We start from the raw sequence: 25,999 nt of genomic DNA, 5'->3' as shown, positions 1-25,999 counted from the left end.
GCCGGCCACGACCCGCCTACCGGGGGGTGGGCGAGGACCTTTCGAGGTCTTCGGCGAGGGTGCAGAGGTCGAGGTGGTGGTCGGCGGAGTTGAGGTGGCGGGCGAGGGTGCACAGCAGGGCCTGGAAGGTGCCCGCGTCGTCGCCGAGGACCGCGAGCAGGTGGGTCTCCATGGTGCGCAGCGCGGTGTGGCGGTCTTCGCGCAGGGCGCGGCCCTTGGCGGTGGCGACGATGCGGCGCTGGCGGCGGTCGGCCGGGTCGGGGTGGCGCTCGACCAGCCCGGCCTTCTCCAGGTCGTCGATGAGGTAGGTCAGGACGGTGCGGTCGATGCCCAGCCGCTGCGCGAGCGTGCCCTGGTTGGCGGGGGTGTCACTGGTGGCCTCGGTGAGGAGCTGGTAGCCGCGGGGACCGCCGGGGATGCCGCCCAGCACATGGCCCGCCGCCTTGGCGTAGCCACGGAAGGACGCGCCGAGCATCCAGCCGAGATCCCCTTCGACCAGAGTTTCGTCCGCCATGCGTTTCATCCTACCATTTTCTGTTTCGCCGATCATCTGCTATACAACATATCTGTACGACCACACACTTCGGCGATGATGGAGGAACCGGCATGCGCCTGTTCAGGATCGATGCGAGCATCCGCGCGGAGGGGTCGGTCACCCGGGGAGTGGCCGACACGGTGCTGAGCGTCTGGCGCGAGGCACACGCGGAAGGCACTCTGACCCGCAGGGACCTGCGGGCCGACCCGGTCCCGGCCTCGGCCTGGCAGAGCCTGGCCGGCTCCCCGGCCGCGCCGCCGCACGAGGCCGACCAGGCCCGCGCGCTGGCCGCGAAGCTGGCGGACGAGCTGATCGAGGCCGACGCCTACCTGTTCGCGGTCCCGCTCTACAACTTCGGGCCCTCCCAGCACTTCAAGACCTGGATGGACCTGGTGCTCACTGACCCCCGCCTCGCCCCCGGCGCGTCCGGCCCGCTCACCGGCCGCCCCGCCGTACTGGTCACCGCGCGCGGCGGCGGCTATGGGCCCGGCACGCCCAGGTGGGGCTGGGACCACTCCACACCCTGGCTGGTCCGCATGCTCCGGGACGTCTTCGGGCTGAACCTCCAGGTCAGCGAGGCCGAACTCACCCTGGCCGAGGTCAACCCCGCATTGGCCCCCTTCCGCGGCCTGGCCGCCGAGTCGCTGGAGGCGGCCCATCGCTCGGCCCGCCGGCACGGCGACTTCCTGGCGGCGCAGGTGGCGGCCGGAGTCGCCTGAGATGACCGATCGCGGGCATGATCGGCGCGCACCGGCCGCAGGCGGGTCGCCCATGCTCCGGATGCCGGGGAAGGTGGCGCGCACGCCGTTCGCGGTCTCGCCGACACCCGACGACGGCGTACGGCTGAGCGACCGGCGCATCTGGGACGAGGCCGCCCGCCCCACCGGGCCCGCGCCGGAGCCGGGCCGCCGCTACACCCGGCACGAGCAGGCGAGCGGCCGGCACCTCATCGACGTCCACGACCACCTGCGCCACGAGCTGGCCCAGGTGCGCGCGCTCATGGAGCAGGTCATCGCCGGGGCCACGGACCCGGCGACCGCGCGTTCGGAGATCAACGCGATGACCATGCGGCAGGACGCCTGGCGGCTCAGCGCCTACTGCGCCTCCTACTGCCGCGTCGTGGCCGCCCACCACACCCTGGAGGACCAGGCGCTGTTCCCGTACCTGCGGCGCGCCGACCCGCGGCTCGCGCCCGTGGTCGATCGGCTTGAGCAGGAGCACCAGGCGATCCACGGAGTCCTTGAGGAGATCGACCGGGCGCTGGTGGCCCATATGACCGCCACCGACGGTCAGGACCACCTGCGATCGGCGGTCGATCTGCTCACCGACACCCTGCTGTCCCACCTGTCCTACGAGGAGCGCGAACTGGTCGAGCCCCTGGCCCGGCTCGGCTTCATCTGAGCGGTTGACTTATTGACCTTGGGTCAGTATTAATGACCCAAGGTCAGTAACGCTCGTCCCAAGGAGGCGGACCCCATGGCGACCGACCGCGAGACATCCGGCTTCGAGCTGGTCGGCAGGCTGCTCTCGCCCATGTCCAGGCCCGACCCGTACCCCGTCTACGCCGAGTTCCGCGCCCTCGGCCCGGTGTGGGTCGAGGAGATCTCCTCGCTGGTGGTGACCGGCTTTCGCGACTGCGAGGCACTGCTGCGCGACCCGCGGCTCAGCGCCGAGCGCCGCCGGCTCGACCCGCCCGGCCAGGCGGGCGACCACTATCCTCCGGACGCCCCGCCCTCGGTACGGCAGCCGTGGTTCCTGTCCCTGGACCCTCCCGACCACACCCGGCTGCGCCGCCTGGTCAGCAGCGCCTTCACCGCCCGGACCATCGCCCGGATGGAGGATTCCATCGCCCGGCTGGTCGATGACCTCCTGGACCAGGTCCCCGGGCGGGAGCCGTTCGACATGCTGTCCGGCCTCGCGTACCCGCTGCCGGTGACGGTCATCTGCCGCATGCTCGGCGTCCCGCCGGCCGACGAGCGGTTGTTCCACCGCTGGTCGACCGGGCTCGGCCGGATGCTCGACGGGTTCTCCGGCCCGGACGACGGCGACGGCGAGGCCGCGGAGTCGATCCACGGCATGGTCGAGCTGCATCGGTACGTCAACGAGCTGGTCGCCGACCGGCGCGGGCGTCCCGGCCGGGAGGACCTGATCTCCGAGCTACTGGCCGTGGAGGACGGCGGCGACGTGCTCGGCCATGACGAGCTGGTCGCCACGATCGTGCTGTTGCTGGTGGCCGGGCACGAGACGACGGTCAACCTGATCGCCAACGGCGTACTGGCCCTGCTACGGCACCCCGGCCGGCTCGCCGCGCTGCGCGCCGATCCCGCCACCGCGCCCGCCGTCGTGGAGGAGGTCCTGCGCTACGACCCGCCGGTCCAGCTCACCGCCCGGGTCGCCACCGAGGACATGCGGGTCGGCGCGGCGAAGGTGCCCGAGGGCGCGCTGGTCATCCTGCTGCTGGCCGCGGCGCACCGCGACCCGGCGGCCAACCCGGACCCGGACCGCTTCGACCCCGGGCGTACGCACATCCGGCACCTGGGCTTCGGCTTCGGCCCGCACTTCTGCCTCGGCGCGCCGCTGGCCCGGCTACAGGGCCGACTGGCGCTCACCGCCTTCGCCCGCCGCCTCCAGGCCCCGGCCCTCGTCACCGACCCGCCCCCGTACCGCGACCACATCAACCTGCGCGGCGTCGGCGAACTCCTCGTCACCCACGCGGGCCTGACCCGCTGACCCCGGTCAGCGCAGCGGCACGTCGGCCGAGCGGGACGGGACGGCGTTGAGCGCGGCGAGCGTCGCGGCGTCGAACGTGATCGAGCCCGCGGCGACGTTCTCCGCGAGGTGGCCCGCGTCGGCCGTACCGGGGATGAGCAGCACGTTGGGGGCACGCCTGAGCAGCCAGGCCAGGCCGACCTGCGCCGGGGTGCGGCCCAGGGAACGCGCCGCCTCGCGGACCGCCGGTTCGTCGGTCACGCTGGGGAGCAGCGCGAACGTGCCGCCGAGCGGGAAGAACGGAACCCAGGCGATGCCCTCGGCGGCGCACGCCACGAGCATGTCGTCATCGCCACGGGCCAGCAGGTTGTAGGCGTTCTGCACGCACACGACGCCCGCGGGGAGCGCCCGGCGCAGCGTGCTGAAGGTCACGTTGCTCAGCCCGATCGCGCCGATCTTGCCCTCGTCGCGCATCGCGGTCAGCACGGCGAGCTGATCGTCGAGGCCGACCACCTGGTCGCCCTCGGCGATCAGCCCCGGGCCCATGTCGAGCCGCCGGAGGTTCACGACCGGCAGCCGGTCGAGGCCGAGGCTCCTGAGATTGTCCTCCACGCTCGCCCGCAGTTCCTCGGGCCGCTGCGCGGGGCGGATCGGGAAATGGCCGCCTGGGTTCGGGTCGCCGCCGACCTTGGTCACGACGAGGACCCCGTCCCCGGGCCGGATCGCCTCCCTGATGACCTCGTTGGCGAAGCCGTTTCCGTAGAACTGCGCCGTGTCGATGTGATCGGCGCCCAGCTCGACGGCGCGGCGGACGAGCGCGAGGGCGGCACTGCGGTCGGCGTGCAGCCGCTCCAGTTGCATCGCCCCGAACCCGATGCGCGAGACGGTGTGCCCGGCGAGCGTGCCCGCGCCCCCGGCGCGCGGTAAGCCGATGGCCGTGAGATCGGTGGACGAGGTGCCGGTACCCAGCATGGGGGCTACCCTTCTCGTAAGAGAGAGAAAACGGAGGGACCTCCGTAACGCCGACCATAGCACTACCGGAGGTACCTCCGTTTTGGCTTCCGAAGAACCGGCGCCTCCTGGCGCCGCCCGCCCCGCCCGTGCCGACGCGCGCCGCAACCGCGACAACCTCATCGCCGTCGCGCGCCGCGCCTTCGCGACGGCCGACGGCGCCGTCCCGCTGGAGGGGATCGCCCGCGAGGCCGGCGTCGGGATCGGCACCCTCTACCGCCACTTCCCCACCCGCGAGGCGCTGGTCGAAGCGGTCTACGCCGCCGAACTCGACGACGTCACCTCCGCCGTGCCCGTCCTGCTCGCGCGGTTCCCGCCCGAGATCGCGATGCGCGAGTGGATCCAGCGCTACGCGGGCTTCGTCGCGACGAAGCGCGGAATGATCGACACGCTGCGGGCCGGCTGGGCCTCGGGGCGGATCGCCACACCGGCCACCCGGGAGCGCATCACCGCCGCCATCGCGGCGATCCTCGCCGAGGGGGCCCGGACGGGTTCGCTGCGCGCGGACGTCGACCCCGACGACATCACCTCGCTGCTGTTCGGGGTGTTCCTGTCCGCGGAGCCCGGTGACCCGCCGGAGCGGGCCGAACGGCTGCTCGGCCTGGTGATCGACTCGCTGCGCCCGTAGCGGGGCCCTGGTGGGGGGCGGGAGGTCGGCTAACCTGTTGCGGTGGCCACCTCCAGGAGCCGCCGCCGCCTTTCTCCTGAGGCCCGGCGCGGCGAACTCATCGACGCCGCCATCCGGCTCCTGGACTCCGGGCAAGAGGTGACCAACTGGGTCCAGGCCGTCACTTCGGAGGCCGACGCCGCCAAAGGCACGTTCTACGTGTACTTCTCCTCCTGGGATGACATGCTCGCCGCGGTACGCGAACGCGTGCTGCGCGGCTATGTGGACCGCTTCCACGAACTGGCCGAGGCCACCGGCCCGATCGACTGGTGGGCGGTCCTCGACGCCGAGTTCGCCGCGGCCCTCGACTCCATCGCCAAGCCCGGCGGGCTGCACGCCGCCGTCTTCCACACCGGCGGCAGGCACACCGTGGCCCCCGCCCCCGCGCCCGCCGACGTGGACATGGGGCAGGACATCATCCCCGCCATGGCCAAGGCGCTGCGGCGCGGCATGGACGACGGCGCGCTGCGCCAGGTCGATCCGCGCATCGCGGCCACCGTTCTGTTCACCGTGCTGCACGGCGCGGCCGACGCGATCGCCGCCGGGCAGCGGCCGGAGCCCTGGCTGGAGTCCGTACGCGATCTCGCCCGGCGGTGGCTGACGCCCTGATCCCGGCGGCGCCGGGCGGTCAGGCGTCGAGGATGCCCTCGATCATGCTCAGCAGGGCGTCCAGATCGTCGGGGGGAATCCGGTGCCGCGAGGTGTCGAGGCGGCCGGTGTCGAGGGTGGTGACCCGGTCGGGCTGGACCGTGTTCCCGGGGCCGAGCGGCACGGTCCAGATGACGCCGGTCTCCGGAACGGTGTTGAAGGCCCGCCCGGAGACCACGATGAAGGCGTTCCGGCCATCGTGGACGATGTCCCCCTGGTCGAACCGGGCCGGCCGGTCCAGCGCCGCCCGATGCGCGACGAGCACGGGTTCGGGGGCGGCGTAGAAGGGCTCCTTGCCCCAGATGCCCCACCGCACGAAGTCCAGGACGCGGCGCACGTAGTCCTGGTCGGGCTCGTCGAGTTCCTCTTCGTCGAGGTCGCTCCGGGCGGCGTGCTCGAGCGCCTCCACGGCCAGCCCGTCGCCCCCGGGCGCCGCGGGCACGATCCAGACGTACTCGGTGCCGGGCGCGTTGTTGTACGGACTGCCGGACACCACCAGGCAAAGCCGCTCTTTCTTGACCGCTAATCGCCACCGCCGGCCCAGTCCACGCTCGCGGACCGCCTGATAGTGGTAACTTCCCTGGCGCATGCCCTCATCTTCGCGCATACCGGGGGACAACTCCGAGGGTTAACCGGATGTTATACCGCAAGTGAGAGTAGGCGTCGGAAAGTGACGCCCATACGATCCACCGTGATGCCGAAACGAGCGGTGGCCACCCGTGCCCTGCCTGCCGGTGGCACGCCCGCTCGGGGAATGAGGTTCCGGTGAGTCGAACTCGCGTCCTGTCGTTCATGACCGCACTCCTCGCGCTGTCGCCAGTGGCGGCGCCGGCCGCCGCGTCGTCCGCAGCCGCCGCCGAGCCGTACTGCTACGAGGAACCGTCGCAGCCCACCGCCGACGTGAGCGACCTCAGGGCGAGGTTCACGTCCGCCAACTGGATGCAGACCCTCCAGGCCGTGTACCAGCGGCGCTGGCCCAGCGGCCAGGCGCTGGCCGTGGCCCAGGCCAGGGACCCGTACTGGAACCAGTTCGTGCGCAAGAACAGCTTCGAGGCGTTCGCCGAGTCGATGATGGTGGCCATCCACGAGGAGACCCACATGTGGGACCTCGACCCGTCGCGGACCCGGTGGAACGTCCACACCGCGGCCTGGATCAACGCCTCCCGGCAGGACACGGCGATCCCGCTGCACGACGGCTTCCCGCGCAAGGAGATCCTGCCGCTGATCAAGGACCGGTACAGCGACTCCATGGACGGCATCTACCTGCGCGACCGGACCCAGGGCGAGTACCACCTCCAGGGCGTGCTCGCGGAGTTGAACGCCGGGCTGACCGGGCTGCCCGCGGTGACGGTGCTCCAGGAGTACATCAAAGGTGTCGGGGCGAGCAACGCACGCGACATCGCCGCCACCAACCTGCGATACCTGCTGCTGTACCTGCGGGTGGCGAGGGACCGGCACCCCGCCTACTGGGCGACGATCAAGAACGAGCCGAAGCTGCGCGAGCTGGTGCTGACCCAGTTCCTGCGCACGGCGTACTGGCTGGAGAAGTCGGCCCCCTACACCGGCAAGCTGGGCGGCCCCGACGCCGACAAGATCACCGCGACCAACTACGCCCCGGAGAACCTGGCCGTTCTTGAGGAGTTCACCGGCAGGAAGGTCCGTACCGACGCGCAGAAGCACTGCACCACCTGAAGGCCCGCGGGCCCCTGGCCGGAGATCGCTTGGCCGCTTATAGTTAGGAAGCTTTCCTATTCAGAGCGCCTCGGTCCCCCCAGCGAAAGGCCCTCGCCATGCGACTGCGCGTACTCGCGTTATGTGCGACCACCGCCCTGTTTCTGACTCCGGCCGCGCCCGCGTACGCCGACGGCCCCACCGGCGAGATCGTCAAGGCCACCCGCACCAGCGGCCAGGTCGTCGCGCTCACCTTCGACGACGGCCCGTCCGCCTGGACCCCGGGGCTGCTGGACCTGCTGCGCCGGCTGCGCGTGCGCGCGACGTTCTGCCTGATCGGCGGCCAGGCCAAGGCCGATCCCGGCCTGGTGCGCGACATCGCCGCCGACGGGCACGCCCTGTGCAATCACAGCTACAAGCACGACTTCATGTCCACCTGGACACCTGAGCAGATCCAGGCCGACCTGACCGCCACCAACGACGAGATCCGCGCCGCCGCGGGCGATCCGGACCTGCCGATCCGGTACTTCCGCGCGCCGTACGGGGCCTGGGGCGCGACCCCGCAGACCGCCGCGAGCCTCGGCATGACGTCGCTGGGCTGGGCCGTGGACCCGACCGACTGGGACGGTTCGCCGAGCGACGTCATCATCCAGCGGCTCAACGCCCAGCTCCGCCCGACCGCCGTCATCCTGTCCCACGACGGCGGCGGCGACCGCGGCCCCACCCTGGCCGCCTACGAGCAGGTGATCCCGCAGTGGCGCAAGGCGGGCTGGTCCTTCGACCTGCCCGCGCTGACCGGCGGCCCCTACCCGCCCGCGTGCACCGCCCCGGCCTGGCGCCCGCACACCGTCTACGCCAAGGACCGGCGGGTCTCCCACGGCGGCCGGGTGTACCAGGCCCGCTGGTGGACCAAGCTCGACAACCCGGCCGCCGCCCGGTGGGTCTGGCACGACCTCGGCCCCTGCTGACGGTCACGGACCACCTCGGTGTTGACGGGCGTCGCCGCGTTTCGTACGTTCCACGCAGGGTGACGTGCTGTGTGCGTCCAGGGATCGTGGAGGGCTGGCGATGACCGGCGAACCTGATCGGGAAGCGACCTGGCCGGACATCGTGCCCGGCCCGGTGGGGACACCGTCTCCGGAGTTCGCCCGCAGGCGGGAGTCGGGGCCGCTCGCGCCCGCGACCATGCCCAGCGGCGACAGCGTCCCGGTCGCCGTCGGGTACGACGACGTGCGGGCGGTGCTGAGCGCGCCCACGTCCAGCCGCGACCTGCGCGGGCCGGGGCTGCCCCGGATGGTCAGCGGCACCGCCATGGACGACGACCCGGTCTCCCTGATCAACCAGGACCCGCCGGTCCACACGCGCTACCGCCGCATCCTGTCCGGCCCGTTCAGCCCACGGCACACCGAACCGTGGCGACCGCGCGTGGCCACGGTCGCGCGGGCCCTGCTGGACGGCCTCGGCGAGGAGTTCGAGCTGGTCCAGGCGTACGCGATGAAGATCCCCGGCCGGGTCATCTGCGAACTGCTGGGCGTGCCCGCGGACCACCACACGCAGTTCATCCGGTGGACCGACATGTTCCTCAGCACGTCCACGGCCACCGAGCAGGCCCGTTACCAGGGTTACACCGACCTGATGGGGTACGCGGCCGAGCTGGTCGCCGAGCACCGCCGCAGGCCCGGCGGCGACCTGGTGGACATGCTGATCGCGGCCAGCGACGAGCACGACCGGCTGACCGAGGCCGAAGTGGTCAACGCCGTGTACTCGCTGATCACGGCGGGGTACGAGACGACGGCCGCGATGATCTCCCGGGGCGTGCTGCGGCTGCTGCTGCACCCCGCCCAGTGGGCCGAACTCGTCGCCGACCCGGAGCTGACCGCCACGGCGGTGGAAGAGGTCTTACGTTATGACGGGCCGCCCGCCAACCCCTTCATGCGCCGGATGACCGAGGACACCGACATCCCGAGCGGCCCCCTGTCCGCGGGCACGGTCGTGCTCCCGCTGATGAACGCGGCCAACCACGACCCGCGCGCCTTCCCCGACCCGTCGAGATTCGACATCCACCGGTTCGCCGGCCACGCCCACCGCCCCCACGTGGCCTTCGGCTACGGCCCGCACCGCTGCCTGGGCGCGGCCCTCGCCAAGATCGAGCTGACCGAGGCCATCAGGACCCTGGCCGCCCACCGCCCGACCCTCCGCCTCACCACCCCACCCGACACCATCCCCTGGACCACCGGCCTCGTCCTCCGCCCCCTCACCCTCCCCGTCACCACCGCCTGAACTCCCATGTCAGGCGGATCGCCGGCCTGGTCTGAAGGCGTATCGGTCCCGCGTCTTCCAGCCATATCGTGAGCCCTTCCCGCCCGTCCTCCCGGTCGAAGGAAAGCCGGATAAGGCCGCACAGGTTTCCGAGGGTGGCGATTTCCGCGTCATCGGCGTAAAGGCTGACGAACGCCTCTCCCGCCGCCGGGTCGATGGAGAACAGCACACCGGCCGAACCCCGGCCGAGAGCGAACGAATGCAGCCCGAACGGCCAGGTGACGGCCCCGCCGTCCGGCCCTTCCGGTACGTCCTCGAACAGCCGGATCAGGTCGTCGAGGCGGGGAATCTCCATACACTCTCTCCGAAAAAGTATGAGCAGGTATTCAGCATTCCGAGCGCCAGCGATCCTAACCTCGCATTATGGGCCAAGTGAGATTACCCTCCCCTGTCAAGTCAGGTGACTATGAAAGTGAAGTACCACCGGCTACAGAGGAAAGGCAGGGAGAATGCGAATCAAAGCGCAGGGCGAAGGCGCGCGCGCCGCTCGATTAAGGCGGGGCGCGGTGTCCGGGCTCGCCGCGGTGGCCGTCGGTGTCGCCGTCACCATGGCCCCCGGGGCCGCCTGGGCCGGCGAGCTGAACATCCAGCAGGAGGTCCAGCAGCAGAACCAGTGGTGCTGGGCCGCGAGCGGTCTGACGATCGCGAAGTTCCTCGGCAAGGGCAACATCGACCAGAACGGCTTCTGCAACATCTCCCGCGGGCGTCCGCAGAGCGGCTACTGCCCCAACCAGCCGGGCTACCTCCAGTGGGTGCAGCGGGGGTTCCAGGCGCTCGGCATCTCGCCGGGTGTGGTGGGCGGCGCGCTGTCGTACGCGTCGGTCAAGTCGCAGATCGACGCGGGCAAGCCCATCCAGACCGGAATCTACTGGACGGCGGGCGGTGGTCACTCCCAGGTGATCTACGGCTATGACGACGCCTCCCAGTCCATCTCGTTCGGCGACCCGTGGCCGTCCAGCCCGACGTACAGCGAGATGAGGTACAGCGAATACCGCAGCAACTACGAGTTCCGCTGGGCCGAGGCGCTCTCGCAGATCGGAGGTGTGCGGTGAGAAGGTCGTTCCTGGGCGGGTGCCTGCTCGCGGTCGGCGTGACCGTGCTGTCCGGCGGGGCCGCAATGGCGGCGTCGCCGCCCCCCGGCGCGCCCTCGGCCGCCGACATCTCCGCGGCCCGTACCTCGGCGGCGCAGCCGGCGACGTACGACCGGCTCGCGCGGTTCTTCGTCCGCCTGGACCGGCACCAGGCCGGTAAGTTCACCAGCGGCGAGGTGAGCGATTCCGCGGCGGCGGCCAAGGCCCCGCAGCTCACCGGCTCGGTCCACCCGGTGTACTCGCTGAGCCCGGAGTTCGTGCGCGGCGACGCGGGCGCTCCGGTGGCGAAGTTCGTTTACCTGGCGACGGGCGCGCGGTCGGCCACCGGGCAGCAGGCGTCCCTGTGGCTGAAGAAGGGCGTCCAGGGCGACTGGCAGGTCGTCAACATCGTCTCCAGCCCGTACGACGCGACCTACCCGGCCCAGTCCGGGACCGGCGGCCAGGTCTTCACCGAGCCCCAGATCCACGCGTGGTACCGGCTCGCCGACGGCCGGGTGACCCCGCTCAACCCCGAGGCCACCGCCTCGATCGGCTCCCAGGGCCTGTCGCTCGCCGAGTACCAGACCCTCGTCCACGGCCGGTACGCCGACAAACAGGCGGGCTCGCCCTACCAACGGGAAGGCAAGCTCGGCGGCTTCACCGCCACCGCCCCCACCACCCACGACAACACCTCACCCACCCCGGCCATCCTCGCCGGGACCCTACTGGCCGCCGGCCTCACCACCGGCATAGCCATCACCCGCAAACGCCGCACCCCTGAAGCACCCAAGTAGGCCCAAGGACAGCCCGACACCGGACGAACCGGCACACCAGGGAACCAGATACCGGCTGATCTGGTACCCGCTAGACCCGGCAGGCTCCGGGCAGACCGGGCAGACCGGGCAGACGCCGGGGAAACCTGATACCGGCGACCCCTGATACCCATAGATCCCGACAAACCGATAGATCCAAAACCTCCGGCACCCCGGCAGCCCCGACAGATCAGGCAGACCGGGACAAACCCGGAGACCCGCCACCGAACCAACCGGCACTCGGCAAACCCGCAGATCCGGCGAGGGTGAGAAACCTCGCATCGCCGAATAGGCTCGACAGAACCGGCAGGTCGGGGCAGACGCCGGGGAGCCGGATCCCGGCGACCCAGTAGACCCTGGGCGTTCCACTAGATCCATCGGATGGATCCGGTCGAACCGGTGGACCCACAAGCCCGGACAAATCCCCATATCCGCATATCCGCGCACAACGCGTCCTCGCGTGCAGTCCGACACCTATCCCAGCGGGCCGCCCCGCCCACACCGTGGGGCGGCCCGCGCCGCAGGGCGGCCGGTGTCAGGGGGCGTGGTGGGCGGCGGCCTGCTCCGCCAGGTGGGTGACGCGGGCGAAGTGGGCCGGCTCATCCTGGGGGAGGGTCCCGCCGGGGCCTTCGTGAACGGCCAGTGCCATCAGCCGGAAGATGATCGCCCGGATCAGCATCTGGGGTCCGTCGCGGCCGGGAAGCACTTCCTCGATCAACGCCGGGGTGGCGTCGTGGTACAGGAGCCCGTCGGTGACGATGATGGCGTCGGCGTACCCCACCGGCCGCCAGTACGGCGAGAAGTCGATCACGGCGGGGGGCAGGCCCGGGTGGAACAGTACGTTGCCGGTGAGGTCTCCGTGGATGAGTTGACTCGGCGCGTCAACGGGACGCCGGATGCTCTCCAACCTCTCCAGCAGCCAGCCCACATCGGCCGAGGCCACCGGGGCGGATTCGCCCCACGCGATCCGGTCGGCGACCGCCCATTGGTGGTGGCGGCGGTCGAGCAGGTCCGGCCGGGGCAGATGGCGTAGGGCACGGTGAAAGGCCCGGCCTGCGGCGACCAGCGCCGCCCATTCACCAGCGGGCCCCGACGTACCCGGTACGTACTCAAAGGCCGCCCATCCCGCCACCACATGGCCGCCGCCCTCCGCCCGACAAGGCCGCGGAACCCGGAACCCGGCCGAGGAGGGCACGCCCGCCAGCACCCCGGCGCAGTACTCGGCCTCCGCCATATCCACCCGCTTCACCACCGCGTCCCCGACCCGGAAGCTCTCCCCCTGCCCTCCGGCAAGCGGCCGAACGCTTCCTGTCAGCCCAAACGCCGCAAGCACACTCCCCGGAGGCCCACCCACCGCCCGCAATACCATCCCCCCATCGTCCCCCACCGACTCCAACACCGTTCCCCTCACAATCCCCACACCACCCCGCACCGGCCCCGCCGTACCGCCAGCGGCTCCGACGCGGCCCACCTCAGCGCGTCCTAGACCGATCCACGCACCGATTCCCGCATCCACTCTCCCGCCCTCCCCAAAATGGCTCCAGCGCCGCACCCCTCACCATCCCCCACGCCCTACCCCCAGCCGGCCCCCCGTGTGCCTCCCCCTGCCGTACCTCCACCGGCCCCACGCCGTATCCCGCACCATCCCGCACCGGTCCCCCGGTTTCCGCGTCGCTCGCCCCGCCGCTCCCCACGCCATCCCTGTACCGGCCCCACGTCGATCCCCCACCGGTCCCCACGCCGGTCTCCACATGAGTCCCTGCATCGGCCCCCAAGCTGCTCGCCCCTGTACCCCAAACGGCTCGGGCCCGTGCCCTACACCCAGCCGGTCCCCGTGCGCCTCGCCTCGCCGTACCGCCTGCGGCCCGCACTGGTCCCCTGCCGGTTTCCGTGTCGCTCGCCCCGCCGTACCGCCACCGGCTCCGACGCAGCTCACCTCACCGTGCCCCGCACCATCCCTTCACCGGCCCTCACGCCGCTCCCCGCATCGACTCCCAGGTCTGCTCGCGCGCCGTAACCTTCACCGGCCCACGCCGGTCTCCACACGAGCCCCTGCGTCGGTCCCTATGCCGCTCACCCCGCCGTACCTCGAACGGCTCCGGAACCGCGCACCTCACCGTGCCCCACGCCGTACCCCAGCCGGTCTTCCCCGCCGGACACCACCGGCTCCGACGCGGCTCACCACATCGTGTCCGACACCGATCCGCGCATCGACCCCCGCATGTGTTCGTCCCGCCGTACCCCATCGGCCCCACGCCGTTTCCCTCGCCGGTCTCCGTGCCAGTCGCCCCGGCGTAGCTCTATTGGTCGCCGTCGCAATACCGTAGAGCGTTCGGCAAATGCGTCGAAAGGCGAACGCCGGCCGGCGTTCGCCTTATTAATTCGGCGCGTTCCGGTATTGGGTGGTCTATCGCGGGCTGTAATTAAGTCGCCCGCGGGCCGGAAACTCAGCCGGGCGGGAAGGCGCCGTTCTTGGCGACCGGGACCGCGAGTTGGCTGCGGCCGAGGAGGGTGGCGCGCTCAGCGGGGAGGCCGCGGAGGACCGGGTTGATGTGTTGCAGGGTCAGCGGCACGTTCTGGATGGCGGTGCCGGAGACGATGTCGTACTTCTCCAGGTCGATCCACCGGATGACCTCCAGGAGTTCCTTCGGGATCTCGTCGCCCTTCTTCTGGACGGGCACGCAGAGCTGGCGCGCCTCGGTGACGCGGGTGTCACGGGGCCGGATCGCGCGGGCGACGATGGGGTTGAGCTGGGTGAGGTTGAGCGCCCGGTTCATCGGCGTGTTGGGGGTGATCGCGTAGCAGGCGAGGTCGATGTGCGAAATGAACTCCAGCGCCTCCTTGGTGGGCGGCGTGGCGTTGTTCTTCAGCACGGGTACGCAGAGTTGTTGCAGGCCGGTGACGTTCACCTGCTGGCGCGGCAGGTCGGCGAGCACCGGGTTGAGGTGGCTCAGCACGAGCGACTTGTTGATCGCGGCCCCGGTGGTCCGGTAGCAGGCGAGGTCGGTGAAGCTGATGTAGTCGAGGACCGTCTTCGGCGGGATGACACGGTTCTTGGCGACCGGGGTGCACAGTTGCTCACGCGGGCCGAGGGTGACGGTCTCGGCCGGCAGGCCGCTGAACACGGGGTTGAGATGCTGGATGGTGAGCCTCGTGGCGGGCGGCTGGTAGGGGTCGGTGGCGAAGCATTCCAGGTCCAGGTAGGAGACGTACTCCTTGGGCGAGGGAACGGCCGCGGCGGTGGCGGGCGGGGTCACCAGGAATAGCACGGCCAGTAATGCCACGGCGGCGGACGCGAGGCGGCGGATCGTCGATAATCCACGTCTGCGGATTGCGGTGACGGATCGGTCCACGAAGGGCTCCAAACGTGGGGGGCGCGGGGTGTTCTGCTCACCGAGTGTGTTCCTCCATGGCCGTTCTGACAATATCGGTGTCCGTTTTTTGTCGCGCATATTTCCAGCGTTTGAACGACCCCGGCCCCACCGCAGGGTTTAGGTAATTCAAAGTCAGCGTCGGCGGGCGAGGTCGCGGGCGACGCGTTCGATCAAGGGCTTGATGCGGCGGGGAATGCGGCGGCGCAGGACCGGCTCGGTACGGCTGCGGATCACGCCGGGGACGGCCACGATGCGCTGGATCACCTCTTCGAGGTTTTCCGGCCCGGTGGACACCACCTGGCAGAGCAGGTCGCTGTCCCCGGCGATCGAGTCGGCCTCGATGACCTCGGGGATGGCGGCCAGGTGTTCGGTGACCTGGTCGAGCACCCCCTGCGAGAGGTTCAGCCGCACGTACGCGAATGCGGTGAAGCCCATCGCCGCCGGGGAGACCGTCGGCGCGTAGCCCGCGATCACGCCGATGCGGGCCATCTTGTCCAGCCGGGCCTGCACGGTGCCCCTGGCCACGCCGAGCAGGCGGGCGTACTCCCGCACCCCGGCCCGGGGCCGGTCGATGGCGAGGTTCAAGATCGACAGGTCCAGCTCGTCGAGGGCGTCAGGCATGGCCAGTTGCCCGGTCGCGGCGGGACGGACGGCAGTGAAATCGAGCCATTGGCCCACCTTATCGGCCAACTCTTGCGCCATAGGCCGCCGAACGCCCTAAATGGGTGCACAGTCGGCATACGAAAGCGGGCCGAAATGGCGATTTCCAGCGACCGATATGTCGCCACAGTGGGCCGGGTCCAACTGACCGGCATCCAGGCGCTCGCGCGCCTGCCCATCGACCAGCACCGCCGCGACACCGCGGCGGGTCTGCGGGTCGGCACGTTCGTCTCCGGTTACGAGGGTTCGCCGCTGGCCGGGTACGACCTCGAACTCGGCCGCATGCGCGAACTCCTGGCCACCGCCGACGTCACCTTCGTCCCCGGGCTCAACGAGGAGTCCGCGGCCACGGCGGTGCAGGGCAGCCAGCTCGCCGGCACGTTCCAGGACAGCACCCGGGACGGCGTGCTCGGCATCTGGTACGGCAAGGCGCCCGGCCTGGACCGCGCCACGGACGCGCTGCGGCACGGCAACCTGATGGGCGCGCACCCGAACGGCGGCGTGGTGCTGCTGGTCGGGGACGACCCCGGCGCCAAGTCCTCCAGCGTCCCCTGCTCGTCGGACTTCTCCTTCGCCGACCTGGCGACGCCCTTCCTCTACCCGGCCGACAGCGGCGACATCCTGGACCTCGGCCTGCACGCCGTCGAGCTGTCCCGCGCCTCCGGCCTGTGGACCGGGCTGAAGATCGTGACCGCGGTGGCCGACGGCTCCTCCACGGTCGATCTGGCCGCCGACCGGCCGCTCCCGCTGCTGCCCGACGGCGCGAAGAAGCACGTCCCCACCGCCCACCTGCTCCAGCCCACGCTCGGCCCGCTCGAACGCGACCTGGTCACCAACCGGCTCCGCATCGCACGCGAGTACGCGCGGCTCAACGGCCTGAACCGGATCGCCGGCCGGGGCCGCGCCGACCGGCTCGGCATCGTCGCCGCCGGACGCACCTGGCTCAGCCTCCTCTCCGCGCTGGAACGGCTGGGCATCGCCGAATCGGAGCTGGCCGGGTCGCCGCTGCGGCTGCTCAAGGTCGGCATGCCGTTCCCGCTGGAGGAGACGGTGGTCCGCGAGTTCGCCGAGGGCCTGGAGGAGATCCTGGTCATCGAGGAGAAGCGGTCGTTCCTGGAGAGCGCCGTCCGCGACATCCTGTACGGCACCCCCGCCGCGCCCGTGCTCACCGGCAAGTCCGAGCCCGGCGGCGCGGAGCTGATCCCGGCGTACGGCGAGCTGGACGTGGACGCGATCACCCCGAAGCTGCGCCGCCGCCTGACCGCCCACGGCATCCCCACCAAGAACCTCCGATCCCGCCGGATCGAGCTGCCGCTGGTCCCGCGCACGCCGTACTTCTGCTCCGGCTGCCCGCACAACACCTCCACCAAGCCGCTGGAGGGCTCCCTGGTCGGCGGCGGCATCGGCTGTCACGCGATGGTGCTGCTGATGGACGAGGCCCAGGTGGGCACGGTCACCGGCCTGTCCCAGATGGGCGGCGAAGGGCTCCAGTGGATCGGGATGGCCCCGTTCCTCGACCGGAACCACTACGTGCAGAACCTCGGCGACGGCACCTTCGACCACTCCGGCTCGCTCGCCGTAAGGGCCGCGGTCGCCGCCGGCGTCAACATCACCTACAAGCTGCTCTACAACTCGGCCGTGGCCATGACCGGCGGCCAGCAGGCGACCGGCGGCATGGGCGTGCCGCAGATCGTGGACATCCTGCTCGCCGAGGGCGTGGCCAAGGTGATCGTGACCACCGAGGACCAGGCCAGGTACCGAGGCGTCCGGCTGCCCCGGGGCGTCGCCGTCTGGGACCGCTCCCGGATCGCCCAGGCGCAGGAGGTGCTGGCCGCCACCCCCGGCGTGACCGTGCTGCTGCACGACCAGGAGTGCGCGACCGAGCAGCGGCGCAGGCGCAAGCGGGACAAGACGCCCAAGCCGGAGACGCGGATCTTCATCAACGAGCGGGTGTGCGAGGGCTGCGGCGATTGCGGCCGTAAGTCCAACTGCCTGTCGGTTCAGCCGGTGGAGACCGAGTTCGGCCGCAAGACGGCCGTCCACCAGGGTTCGTGCAACCTCGACCACAGTTGCCTGAATGGCGACTGCCCGGCGTTCATGTCCGTGCGGGTCCCGGCGGGCACCCGGCCGAAGGGCCGGCCCGAGGCCCCGGACACCGCAGACCTTCCGGACCCGGAGGGCGTGGTGTCCGGCGCGGAGTTCGGCGTGCGGCTGACCGGCATCGGCGGCACGGGCGTGGTCACCGCCTCCCAGATCCTGGCGACGGCCGGGCTCATCGCCGGTTGGGACGTACGTTCCCTGGACCAGACCGGCCTGGCGCAGAAGGGCGGCGCGGTCGTCTCCGACGTCCGCCTCCGCCGCGAGGGCGGCGGGTCCAACAAGCTGGCCGCCGGGGAGTGCGATCTCTACCTGGGCTGCGACCTGCTGGTGGCGGCCGACCCCCGCAACCTCGCCGTGGCCTCCCCCGACCGGACGTTCGCGGTGGTATCCACCTCGCGGGTGCCCACCGGCCGCATGGTCAGCGATCCCACCGCCACCTTCCCCTCGGTACCGGACACCACGGCCGCCGTCATGGACCAGGTGCGCGCGGGACACGCGCTCGACGCGCGGGAGCTGTCCACCCGGCTCTTCGGCGACGACCAGTACGCGAACCTGCTGATGATCGGCGTGGCCTTCCAGGCGGGCGCGCTGCCGCTGCCCGCCACCGCGATCGAGGACGCCATCACCGCCAACGGGGTGGCCGTGGCGGTGAACCTGCGGGCGTTCCGCGCCGGACGGCGGTACGTCGCCGACCCGGCCGCGTTCACCGCCGAGGACGCGGAAGAAGCGCCCGGACTCGACCGCGTGCTGCGCATCCGCGTCGCCGAGCTGACCGCCTACCAGAACGCGGCCTACGCCTCCCGGTACCTGGCCGCCGTCGAGGCCGTCCGCCGCCGCGAGGCCGCCGTGTCCCCCGGATCGACGGTGCTCACCGAGGCCGTGGCGCGCAACCTGCACAAGCTGATGGCCTACAAGGACGAGTACGAGGTCGCCAGGCTCTGTCTCGACCCCACGGTCTCCGCCCAGGTCACCGAGCTGTTCGGTACCGAGGCCCGAGCCTCCTGGCACCTGCACCCGCCGCTGCTGCGCGGTATGGGCATGTCCCGCAAGCTGAGGCTGGGCGGCTGGTTCCGGCCGGGCTTCCACGCGCTGTACGCGATGCGCAGGCTCCGGGGCACCGCGCTCGACCCGTTCGGCAGGGCGAAGGTCCGGGTCGTCGAACGCGAGCTGGTCCGCGAGTACCTGGACCTGCTCAACGTGCTCACCGACCGCCTCGACGAGCGGACCTTCGACGTCGCCGTGGAGATCGCCGGCCTGCCGGACATAGTCCGCGGCTACGAGGACGTGAAGCTGGGCAACGTCGAGCGCTACCGCGAACGGCTGGCCGCCCTGCGCGCGGACCTGACCTCGCGAGTCGCGATCACCGGATAGCACCCCCGCCTTACGGCGCTCCTCCTGCGGGCACGGCAGCAGGCAAGGGTAACCTTGCTTATTAATGACATGCTGTTGCAAACTGGCCGGGTCACGGAACCGCCGTGTTCCGCGAGGAGTCCGAGGAGTGTCCGCATGCCCGAGCAGACAGCCCCGCCCGCAGGTGCGCCCCCGGGGAGCGCCGCGCCGCGCACGCTGGGGGCGCTGACCGCCGCCGTGCGGCCGAAGGTCATCGCCGCGTCCGTGCTCGCGGCCACCGCGGGGCTCGCCTCGCTGGTGCCGTTCGTCGCGGTGTACCTGCTGGCGGTCGCGCTCAGCGCCGCCGAGCCCGATCCGGCCCGGGTGTGGACGATCGTCGCGGTGACGGTCGCCGCCGTCGTGGCGCAGTTCCTGTGCCACGGGGCCGCCGTGTCGCTGTCCCACGCCGCCGACATGGACCTCCAGTTGCGGCTGCGCCGGTCGATGGCCGAACGGCTGGCCGGCGCCCCGCTCGGCTGGATCGCCGAGCGCGGCGCGGGGCGGCTCAAGAACACCCTCCAGGACGACGTGGAGGACATGCACTACCTGGTGGCGCACGCGGTGCCCGACTTCGTGGTGGCGGTGTCCACGCCGCTGGCCGCCGCCGTCTACCTCGCGTTCGTGGACTGGCGGCTGACCCTGGTGTGCCTGGTCGGCATCCCCTGCTACCTGGTGGGCTACCGCGCGATGATGCGGGTGGCCGGGTCGCGGATGGGCGCGATCGGCGCGGCGATGGGACGGCTGAACAGCGCGGTCGTGGAGTTCGTGCAGGGCATCGCCGTGGTGAAGGCGTTCGGGCAGACCCAGCGGGCGCACAGCCGGTTCGCCGCCGCCGCCGACGACTACCTGGAGACCTTCAGCTCCGCCAACCGGCCGATCCTGCGCATCCAGTCGGTGAGCACCGGCATCCTGTCCCCCGCCGCGACCCTGCTGGTGGTCGCGCTCGCGGGCACGGTGTTCGTCGGCCAGGGCTGGACGGCGGCCATCGACGTCGTGCCGTTCCTGACCCTCGGGCTGGGCCTGACCGCGCCCGTGCTCGCGGTCGGTCTCGCGGGCAACTCGCTGCGCGCGGCCCGGCAGGCGGCCGGGCGGGTCGGCGAGCTGCTGGCGGTCGATCCGCTGCCCGAGCCGGCCGCGCCGCGCTCGCCGTCCGGCAACCGGGTGGAGCTGCGCGAGGTCACCTTCGGGTACGACGCGGACGCGCCGGTGCTGCACGAGGTGAGCGCGGTCCTGCCGGAGGGCACGGTGACCGCCCTGGTCGGGCCGTCCGGCGCGGGCAAGTCCACGCTGGCGGGGCTGCTGCCGCGGTTCGCCGACCCGCAGCGCGGCCAGGTGCTGCTCGGCGGCGTGGACGTCAGGGACATCGCCCCCGGCGAGCTGTACCGGCACATCGGCTTCGTCCTCCAGGACGTGCGGTTCCTGCGCGCGTCCGTCGCCGACAACCTGCGGCTGGCCCGGCCGGGGGCCACCGACGCCGACCTCGCCGAGGCGGTCGCGGCGGTCGGCCTGCGCGAGCGGATCGACACGCTGCCCCGCGGCCTGGACTCGCTGATCGGCGAGGACGCGCTGCTGTCCGGCGGCGAGGCCCAGCGGCTGTCCATCGCGCGGGCGCTGCTCGCCGACACCCCGGTCCTGGTGCTGGACGAGGCCACCGCGTACGCCGACCCCGAGTCCGAGGCGACCGTGCAGCGGGCCCTGACCCGGCTGATCGCCGGGCGTACGGTGCTGGTCATCGCGCACCGGCTGGGCAGCATCGTCGGGGCCGACAACATCATCGTGCTGGATCAGGGCCGGGTCGTGGAGCAGGGCCGCCACGACGCGCTGGTCGCCGCGGGCGGCCTGTACGCCTCGATGTGGCGGACTTACCGGCGGCACACCGAAGACGCCGACGGCCGGGCGGCGGGCCGCCTCGGCGGCACGTACGAGCAGATCGGAGTGACCCCGTGATCAGGCGGCTCTACCATGTGGTCGGCCCCGCGCTGCGCGGCGCGCTGACCTTCCAGCTCGTCGTGCTGCTCGGCTACAGCGTGCTCCAGGGCGTGGCGTTCGTGCTGGTCGTGCCGGTGTTGCAGCGGCTGCTGGCGGGCGACGTCGCCGGGGTGTGGCCGTGGGCGGGCGCGCTGGCCGCCGTGGCGCTGGCCACCGCCGTGGCCTACTACGCCCAGCAGATGCTCGCCTTCCGGGTGGCCCTCACCGCCTCCCACCGCCTCTACCACCGGCTCGGCGACCATGTCTCGGCGCTGCCGCTCGGCTGGTTCTCCGGCGAGCAGGTGGGGCGGCTCGGCCAGCTCGCCTCGCGCGGCGTGCCGCAGGTCAGGTCGCTGCTGGCGCACCTGCTCCAGCCGTTGTGCACGGCGGTGGTGACGCCGCTGACCGTTGTGGTGGCGATGGCCTTCCTGGACTGGCGGCTGGCCCTGGCGACCGCGCTCGGCGCGCCGTTCATGTACCTCGCCTACCGCTGGGCGGTGAGCACGGTGGCCCGCGCCGACGAGGCGGTGGACTCCGCCGCCGCCGAGGCCAACGACCGGGTCGTGGAGTTCGTGCGCACCCAGCCGGTGCTGCGCAGCACCGGCAGCGGGGAGCGTGGCCGGGCACTGCTGGAGGCGGCCCTCCAGGAACAGGACTCCGCGGGGCGGCGGCAGTCGGCGGCGATGGCGCCGGGGCGTACGGCGTTCATCGCGGTGGTGCACCTCGCGGTGGCGGCCGTGGTGGTCGTCGGCGCGGCCCTGGGCCTGGGCGGCTCGGTGGGCGTGGCCGAGGTGGTGGCGCTGCTGGTGCTGGTGGTGCGGTTCGCCGAGCCGGTGTCCGGGATGGCCGAGCTGGGCGGCAGCCTGCGGTCCGCGCGCAACGCCCTGGCCAGGATCGACGCGGTGCTGGCGGCCCGTCCGCTGCCCGAGCCGGCCCGGCCGGGCCCGCCGCCCGCCGATGCCTCGCTCGAACTTCGCGACGTGCGGTTCGGCTACGAGGGCGCCACCGGACCGGTGCTCGACGGGGTGTCCGTGACGCTGCCCGACCGCACCACGACGGCGGTGATCGGCCCGTCCGGCTCCGGCAAGACGACGCTGCTCCGGCTGCTGGCGAGGTTCTGGGACGTCGATGAGGGCGCGGTGCTGCTGGGCGGCACCGACGTCCGGGAGATCCCCGCCGAGTCGATGATGGACCACTTCTCGCTGGTCTTCCAGGACGTCTACCTGTTCGACACGAGCATCAGGGAGAACGTCCGGCTGGGCCGTCCCGGCGCGACCGACGCCGAGGTGGCGGAGGCCGCGCGGCTGGCCAGGGTCGATGAGATCGTGCAGCGGCTGCCGCAGGGCTGGGACACCCAGGTCGGCGAGGGCGGCACGGCCCTGTCCGGCGGCGAGCGGCAGCGGGTCTCGCTGGCCCGGGCCCTGCTCAAGGACGCCCCGGTGATGCTGCTGGACGAGGCCACCTCCTCCCTCGACCCGGCCAACGAGGCGGCCGTCCAGCAGACGCTCGACGCGCTGTCCGGCCACCGCACCCTCGTGGTGGTGGCGCACCGGCTCCAGACGGTGGTCAGCGCCGACCGCATCCTCGTCCTGGACGGGGGCCGCATCGCCGAGACCGGCACGCACGACGAACTGCTCGCCCGCGGCGGCCGGTACGCCGACTTCTGGCGCGAGCGCTCCCGCGCCCACGACTGGCGGCTCGCCCCCGCCGAAGCGGGCCGCTGAGCGTGGCCCGGCGGACGCCCGCGGCGCGTCCGCCGGGCCACGGGCGACCGGATCGAGCGGATCGAGCGGCTTCAGCCCGCCGCGGCCTGCCGGTCGCGGACCAGCCTCGCCCAGGCGGCCAGCCGCGGATCGCGGGCCAGGTCGGCCAGCTTGAGCCGCACGCCGTACGCGCTCCACTTGCTGACCACGGTCATCAGCCCGACCGAGTCCAGCCCCTGCACGATCAGGCTCGTCTCGTCATCGACCGCCGACTCCGGCACCCGCAGGGCCTCCGCGATGTCCCGGCGCATCAGGTCCAGGCCGAGCACGTCCGGCGGGGCGGCGCGCACGACGCTCCCCGCGACGCTGCGCAGCTTCTCGCAGGTCTCGGCGAACTCCCGGGCCGGCCGCGACTGCCCGACGACGCCCGCGCCCGCGCGCAGCCAGGTCCGGCCGGCGCACTGGAAGATCGAGCGGAGCACCAGGGCCGCGTCGAAGCCGCCGTCGGCGGCGAGGGTGAACACCGCCCCGCCGTACAGCCCGCGCGGCTCGGTCTCCAGTCTGCGGATGGCGTCGTACGCCTCGGGCTTGGGGATGCCCGAGACGGTCACGGCGGGGAAGAGTGCGGCGAGCGCGTCCCAGCCGTCCTTGCCGGGGGCGAGCGTGCCGTACAGCTCCGAGCCGAGGTGCTGCGCCGAGCCGCGCGGCTTGACCGCCATGTACTCACGCACCCGTACCGACCCCGCCGCGCACACCTCGCCCAGTTCCTCGAAGGCGGTGTGGACGGTGACGGCGTGCTCGTAGACCTCCTTGGCGTCGCCGAGCAGGTCCCCGCGCAGCCTGGCGTCCTGCTCCGGCTCGCCGGTCAGCGCGCGGGTCCCGGCCAGCGGCTGCGTGCTCACCCGGCCGGCGGTGTCCACGGCCACCACGATCTCCGGGCTGAAGCCCGCCGCGCGCAGCCCGCCGATCCCCAGCAGGAAGGACCGCGCGGGCGTGTTGCGCCGCCTGCCGTGCAGGTAGGTCGCGGGCAGGTCCACCGGCTCGGGCACCGGCACGACCCGGGACAGGATCACCTTGCGCAGGCCGCCGTCCTGGATCTCGCGCACGGCGGTGTGGACGGCCTTGCGGTACAACTCGCCGTCGCCCGCCTCGGGATCGACGGCCACCAGCTCGGGCCCGGCCTCCTCGGCGGTGTCGGCGAGCGCGGCAACGGCCGCGGCGGTGGTCCGGTCGCCGGGATCGAGGGCCCGTACGACGGCGGTGTCGCCGTGTACGCGGACCTCGGTCCGGGGCACGATCAGCCGCAGCAGGACGGCGTCCGGAGGCAGTTCGGCGTGCGCGGGAGTGCCCGCGTAGGCCAGCTCGAACGCGGCCGTGCCGTACGCCGTCCAGTCCTCGACCGGCAGATCGGCGGTCAGTTCGCGCAGGGCGGGGCCGGGATGACCGCGCCAGGGGACGACCCGCTCACCGCCTGGGCCTTTCCGCCGTACGGCGTCCGGCGTGACGGCGATCTCCACCGCCGCGCCGAGCGCCACCGACCAGGTCCCGTGCCGCTCGTACAGGACGAAGGGCAGGCCCCCGGCCCCGCGGGCCACCCGTACGGCGGCGGCCATCGGATCACCGTGGACCGGGACCGAACTGCTCTGATAGTGCTGGGCATGCGACATTTCCGGCTCCTCGAATGTGGGCTCTGGTGAGTCAGCGTGCGGTCCGGGCGCGATCCACCGCGATCGCGGCCAGGGCACGGCGGTCGATCTTGCCGACGCCGGTGAGCGGCCAGGCGGTGACGGTCTCCACCTGCTCGGGCCGCTTGAAGCCGGCCAGCCCGCGGGCGCGCAGGAAGTCCGCGAGGGCGGCCGGGGCGAGGTCGCCGGGTCCGGCGGGGTACTCCGGCGTGGGCAGCAGGAAGGCGCAGACCCGCTCGCCGAGCACGTCGTCCGGAACCCCGATCACCGCGGCCTGGGCGATGGCCGGGTGCGCGAGCAGGTGCCGCTCCACCTCCTCCGGGGAGATCTTCTCGCCGCCCCGGTTGATCTGCTCCTTGACCCGGCCCTCCACCACGAGGTCACCGCTCGCCACCCGCCTGACCAGGTCGCCGGAGCGGTAGTAGCCGTCGGGGGTGAAGGCGCGGGCGTTGTGCTCGGCGGCGCGGTAGTAGCCGCGCAGCGTGTACGGCCCGCGGGTGAGCAGTTCCCCGGTCTCCCCCGGCGGCACGTCCACGTCGCCGGGTCCGACGATCCGGATCTCGTCGCCGGGCGAGACGGGACGGCCCTGGGTGGTGGTCACCACCGCGTCGGGGTCGCCGGGACGGGTGGCGCACAGCAGTCCCTCGGCCATGCCGAACACCTGCTGAAGGCCGCAGCCGAGCGCGCCGGGCAGCGCGCGGGCGGTCTCCACCGGCAGCCGGGCCCCGCCGACCTGGATCAGGCGCAGGCTGGACAGGTCGGCGCGGACCCACTCCACGGCCCTGGTCCACAGCGCGGCCAGCGGCGGCACCAGCGCGGTGACGGTCACCCGCTCGCGTTCGATGAGCGGGAAGACCTCGGGCGGGCTCGGGTTGGGCGCGAGCACGGTGGCCGCGCCCGCGCCCAGCGCGCCGAGCAGGCCGGGGCAGGCCAGCGGGAAGTTGTGCGCGATGGGCAGCACCGCGAGATGGACGTCTTCGGCGGTCAGCCCGCAGATCGCGGCCATCGTGCGGGCGTTGTAGGCGTAGTCGTCGTGGGTGCGCGGGATCAGCTTGGGCAGGCCGGTGGAGCCGCCGGACAGCAGCAGCAGCGCCGGGGCGGACGGGTCGGGGTCGGGCAGGTCCGCCGGTTCGCGGCCCTCGGCCAGGTCGCGGTAGGCGACGCCGGCCCCGCCGGGCTCGCCCACGATCACCACGTGCCGCAGCGAGGGGCAGGTCGCGCGCAACGTGCGCGCGGCGGGCCGGTGGTCGTGCCCGTCGAGTTCGTCCACGGTGACGTACGCGACGGCCTCGGACAGGTCGCACAGGTGCCGCAGTTCGCTCTCCCGGTGCCCGGGGAGGGCCAGAACCGGCAGCGCGCCGATCCGCAGCAGCGCGAAGCACAGCACCGCGAACTCGATCCGGTTGGGAAGCTGGACGAGCACCCGGTCACCGGATCGCACCCCCAGCTCGGTCAGGCCGGCCGCCAGCCGGTCGGCCGCGGCGTCCCAGCCGGCGAACGTGAGCCGGGCGTGCGGGTCCGCGAGGGCGGTCCTGCCGCCGTGCTCGGCCGCCGCCGCGCGCAGCAGCCGGCCCAGCGGCTCGCCCCGCCAGTAGCCCGCCGCGCGGTAGCGGGCGGCCTCCCCGGCGGGCCACGGAACGAAGCCGTTCGGCATGGGCATGCGGTTCCTTTCGACTGG

22 protein-coding genes are annotated in these 25,999 nt (G+C 72.3%); 13 read left to right on the top strand and 9 right to left on the bottom strand.

What is annotated here, in order from left to right; all coding sequences use genetic code 11:
- Positions 1–16: 16 nt before the first annotated feature.
- Positions 17–514, bottom strand: a complete 498-nt coding sequence (locus tag ACH34R_RS23380; protein WP_397563633.1) for a MarR family winged helix-turn-helix transcriptional regulator — start codon at positions 512–514, stop codon at positions 17–19.
- A 92-nt stretch (positions 515–606) separates the two neighbouring features.
- Here ACH34R_RS23380 and ACH34R_RS23375 point away from each other — a divergent pair, with 92 nt between their 5' ends.
- From ACH34R_RS23375 to ACH34R_RS23365, 3 genes are all read left to right on the top strand, one after another.
- Positions 607–1,254, top strand: coding sequence for an FMN-dependent NADH-azoreductase (locus tag ACH34R_RS23375; RefSeq protein WP_397563632.1), 648 nt, complete (start codon positions 607–609; stop codon positions 1,252–1,254).
- Positions 1,255–1,306: 52 nt separating this feature from the next.
- The gene (locus ACH34R_RS23370; RefSeq protein WP_397563631.1) at positions 1,307–1,936 is read left to right on the top strand and encodes a hemerythrin domain-containing protein; all 630 of its coding nucleotides are present in this window, start codon (positions 1,307–1,309) and stop codon (positions 1,934–1,936) included.
- A 75-nt stretch (positions 1,937–2,011) separates the two neighbouring features.
- Complete coding sequence (locus tag ACH34R_RS23365) at positions 2,012–3,265, top strand: cytochrome P450 (RefSeq protein ID WP_397563630.1); 1,254 nt, start codon at positions 2,012–2,014, stop codon at positions 3,263–3,265.
- 6 nt (positions 3,266–3,271) lie between these two features.
- Here ACH34R_RS23365 and ACH34R_RS23360 read toward each other — a convergent pair whose 3' ends face one another.
- Positions 3,272–4,216 (bottom strand): aldo/keto reductase, encoded by a 945-nt coding sequence (locus tag ACH34R_RS23360; protein WP_397563629.1) that lies wholly within the window; start codon positions 4,214–4,216, stop codon positions 3,272–3,274.
- Positions 4,217–4,298: 82 nt separating this feature from the next.
- On the opposite strand from ACH34R_RS23360, the gene ACH34R_RS23355 reads away from it, so the two are divergent.
- A complete protein-coding gene (locus ACH34R_RS23355) occupies positions 4,299–4,883 on the top strand; it encodes a TetR/AcrR family transcriptional regulator (RefSeq protein ID WP_397563628.1) in 585 nt (194 codons plus the stop codon).
- A 42-nt stretch (positions 4,884–4,925) separates the two neighbouring features.
- Positions 4,926–5,531, top strand: a complete 606-nt coding sequence (locus tag ACH34R_RS23350; protein WP_397563627.1) for a TetR/AcrR family transcriptional regulator — start codon at positions 4,926–4,928, stop codon at positions 5,529–5,531.
- Positions 5,532–5,550: 19 nt separating this feature from the next.
- Here the strand turns inward: ACH34R_RS23350 and ACH34R_RS23345 are convergent, their stop codons facing one another.
- Positions 5,551–6,159 carry a hypothetical protein gene (locus tag ACH34R_RS23345; RefSeq protein ID WP_397563626.1) on the bottom strand — a complete coding sequence of 203 codons (609 nt, stop codon included), beginning with the start codon at positions 6,157–6,159 and terminating at the stop codon, positions 5,551–5,553.
- A 176-nt stretch (positions 6,160–6,335) separates the two neighbouring features.
- Here ACH34R_RS23345 and ACH34R_RS23340 point away from each other — a divergent pair, with 176 nt between their 5' ends.
- The 3 genes from ACH34R_RS23340 to ACH34R_RS23330 all read left to right on the top strand — a co-directional run bounded on the left by ACH34R_RS23340 (position 6,336) and on the right by ACH34R_RS23330 (position 9,521).
- The gene (locus ACH34R_RS23340; protein WP_397563625.1) at positions 6,336–7,262 is read left to right on the top strand and encodes a hypothetical protein; all 927 of its coding nucleotides are present in this window, start codon (positions 6,336–6,338) and stop codon (positions 7,260–7,262) included.
- 98 nt (positions 7,263–7,360) lie between these two features.
- Positions 7,361–8,209, top strand: coding sequence for a polysaccharide deacetylase family protein (locus ACH34R_RS23335; protein WP_397563624.1), 849 nt, complete (start codon positions 7,361–7,363; stop codon positions 8,207–8,209).
- 100 nt (positions 8,210–8,309) lie between these two features.
- Positions 8,310–9,521, top strand: coding sequence for a cytochrome P450 (locus tag ACH34R_RS23330; RefSeq protein ID WP_397563623.1), 1,212 nt, complete (start codon positions 8,310–8,312; stop codon positions 9,519–9,521).
- Here the strand turns inward: ACH34R_RS23330 and ACH34R_RS23325 are convergent.
- Positions 9,508–9,855 (bottom strand): hypothetical protein, encoded by a 348-nt coding sequence (locus tag ACH34R_RS23325; RefSeq protein ID WP_397563622.1) that lies wholly within the window; start codon positions 9,853–9,855, stop codon positions 9,508–9,510. The two genes, ACH34R_RS23330 and ACH34R_RS23325, sit on opposite strands and share 14 nt — an antisense overlap.
- A 211-nt stretch (positions 9,856–10,066) precedes the next feature.
- Here ACH34R_RS23325 and ACH34R_RS23320 point away from each other — a divergent pair, with 211 nt between their 5' ends.
- Together ACH34R_RS23320 and ACH34R_RS23315 are read left to right on the top strand one after the other, a co-directional pair.
- Positions 10,067–10,612: a papain-like cysteine protease family protein gene (locus tag ACH34R_RS23320; protein WP_397563621.1), complete on the top strand. Its 546-nt coding sequence runs from the start codon at positions 10,067–10,069 to the stop codon at positions 10,610–10,612.
- Positions 10,609–11,424 carry a hypothetical protein gene (locus tag ACH34R_RS23315; RefSeq protein WP_397563620.1) on the top strand — a complete coding sequence of 272 codons (816 nt, stop codon included), beginning with the start codon at positions 10,609–10,611 and terminating at the stop codon, positions 11,422–11,424. The genes ACH34R_RS23320 and ACH34R_RS23315 overlap by 4 nt, the downstream gene beginning before the upstream one ends.
- A 553-nt stretch (positions 11,425–11,977) precedes the next feature.
- Here ACH34R_RS23315 and ACH34R_RS23310 read toward each other — a convergent pair.
- The 3 genes from ACH34R_RS23310 to ACH34R_RS23300 all read right to left on the bottom strand — a co-directional run bounded on the left by ACH34R_RS23310 (position 11,978) and on the right by ACH34R_RS23300 (position 15,506).
- Positions 11,978–12,691: a TIGR02569 family protein gene (locus ACH34R_RS23310; protein ID WP_397563619.1), complete on the bottom strand. Its 714-nt coding sequence runs from the start codon at positions 12,689–12,691 to the stop codon at positions 11,978–11,980.
- 1,198 nt (positions 12,692–13,889) lie between these two features.
- Positions 13,890–14,711: a hypothetical protein gene (locus ACH34R_RS23305; protein WP_397563618.1), complete on the bottom strand. Its 822-nt coding sequence runs from the start codon at positions 14,709–14,711 to the stop codon at positions 13,890–13,892.
- Between the two features lie 237 nt (positions 14,712–14,948).
- Complete coding sequence (locus ACH34R_RS23300; RefSeq protein ID WP_397563617.1) at positions 14,949–15,506, bottom strand: Lrp/AsnC family transcriptional regulator; 558 nt, start codon at positions 15,504–15,506, stop codon at positions 14,949–14,951.
- Positions 15,507–15,572: 66 nt separating this feature from the next.
- Here ACH34R_RS23300 and ACH34R_RS23295 point away from each other — a divergent pair, with 66 nt between their 5' ends.
- The 3 genes from ACH34R_RS23295 (at position 15,573) to ACH34R_RS23285 (ending at position 22,657) form a co-directional block, all read left to right on the top strand.
- Positions 15,573–18,947: an indolepyruvate ferredoxin oxidoreductase family protein gene (locus tag ACH34R_RS23295; RefSeq protein WP_397563616.1), complete on the top strand. Its 3,375-nt coding sequence runs from the start codon at positions 15,573–15,575 to the stop codon at positions 18,945–18,947.
- Between the two features lie 135 nt (positions 18,948–19,082).
- Positions 19,083–20,912: an ABC transporter ATP-binding protein gene (locus ACH34R_RS23290; protein ID WP_397563615.1), complete on the top strand. Its 1,830-nt coding sequence runs from the start codon at positions 19,083–19,085 to the stop codon at positions 20,910–20,912.
- A complete protein-coding gene (locus tag ACH34R_RS23285; protein ID WP_397563614.1) occupies positions 20,909–22,657 on the top strand; it encodes an ABC transporter ATP-binding protein in 1,749 nt (582 codons plus the stop codon). The genes ACH34R_RS23290 and ACH34R_RS23285 overlap by 4 nt, the downstream gene beginning before the upstream one ends.
- 71 nt (positions 22,658–22,728) lie before the next feature.
- On the opposite strand, the gene ACH34R_RS23280 is transcribed toward ACH34R_RS23285, so the two are convergent.
- Both ACH34R_RS23280 and ACH34R_RS23275 read right to left on the bottom strand, forming a co-directional pair.
- On the bottom strand, positions 22,729–24,303 hold the full coding sequence (locus ACH34R_RS23280) for a salicylate synthase (protein ID WP_397563613.1): 1,575 nt from the start codon (positions 24,301–24,303) through the stop codon (positions 22,729–22,731).
- 31 nt (positions 24,304–24,334) lie between these two features.
- Positions 24,335–25,981 carry a (2,3-dihydroxybenzoyl)adenylate synthase gene (locus ACH34R_RS23275; protein ID WP_397563612.1) on the bottom strand — a complete coding sequence of 549 codons (1,647 nt, stop codon included), beginning with the start codon at positions 25,979–25,981 and terminating at the stop codon, positions 24,335–24,337.
- Positions 25,982–25,999 lie beyond the last annotated feature (18 nt).

Origin of the sequence: Spongiactinospora sp. 9N601 (assembly GCF_044326295.1) — a bacterium.
Taxonomy (GTDB): Bacteria; Actinomycetota; Actinomycetes; order Streptosporangiales; family Streptosporangiaceae; genus Spongiactinospora; species Spongiactinospora gelatinilytica.
This window is presented reverse-complemented; position numbering and strand designations above follow the sequence as displayed.

Excerpts from the sequence above, each read along its gene's own strand:
- ACH34R_RS23380 (WP_397563633.1), bottom strand. The coding sequence starts at position 514 with ATGGCGGACGAAACTCTGGTCGAAGGGGATCTCGGCTGGATGCTCGGC.
- ACH34R_RS23375 (WP_397563632.1), top strand. The coding sequence starts at position 607 with ATGCGCCTGTTCAGGATCGATGCGAGCATCCGCGCGGAGGGGTCGGTC.
- ACH34R_RS23370 (WP_397563631.1), top strand. The coding sequence starts at position 1,307 with ATGCTCCGGATGCCGGGGAAGGTGGCGCGCACGCCGTTCGCGGTCTCG.
- ACH34R_RS23365 (WP_397563630.1), top strand. The coding sequence starts at position 2,012 with ATGGCGACCGACCGCGAGACATCCGGCTTCGAGCTGGTCGGCAGGCTG.
- ACH34R_RS23360 (WP_397563629.1), bottom strand. The coding sequence starts at position 4,216 with ATGCTGGGTACCGGCACCTCGTCCACCGATCTCACGGCCATCGGCTTA.
- ACH34R_RS23345 (WP_397563626.1), bottom strand. The coding sequence starts at position 6,159 with ATGCGCCAGGGAAGTTACCACTATCAGGCGGTCCGCGAGCGTGGACTG.
- ACH34R_RS23335 (WP_397563624.1), top strand. The coding sequence starts at position 7,361 with ATGCGACTGCGCGTACTCGCGTTATGTGCGACCACCGCCCTGTTTCTG.
- ACH34R_RS23330 (WP_397563623.1), top strand. The coding sequence starts at position 8,310 with ATGACCGGCGAACCTGATCGGGAAGCGACCTGGCCGGACATCGTGCCC.
- ACH34R_RS23325 (WP_397563622.1), bottom strand. The coding sequence starts at position 9,855 with ATGGAGATTCCCCGCCTCGACGACCTGATCCGGCTGTTCGAGGACGTA.
- ACH34R_RS23295 (WP_397563616.1), top strand. The coding sequence starts at position 15,573 with ATGGCGATTTCCAGCGACCGATATGTCGCCACAGTGGGCCGGGTCCAA.
- ACH34R_RS23290 (WP_397563615.1), top strand. The coding sequence starts at position 19,083 with ATGCCCGAGCAGACAGCCCCGCCCGCAGGTGCGCCCCCGGGGAGCGCC.
- ACH34R_RS23280 (WP_397563613.1), bottom strand. The coding sequence starts at position 24,303 with ATGTCGCATGCCCAGCACTATCAGAGCAGTTCGGTCCCGGTCCACGGT.
- ACH34R_RS23275 (WP_397563612.1), bottom strand. The coding sequence starts at position 25,981 with ATGCCCATGCCGAACGGCTTCGTTCCGTGGCCCGCCGGGGAGGCCGCC.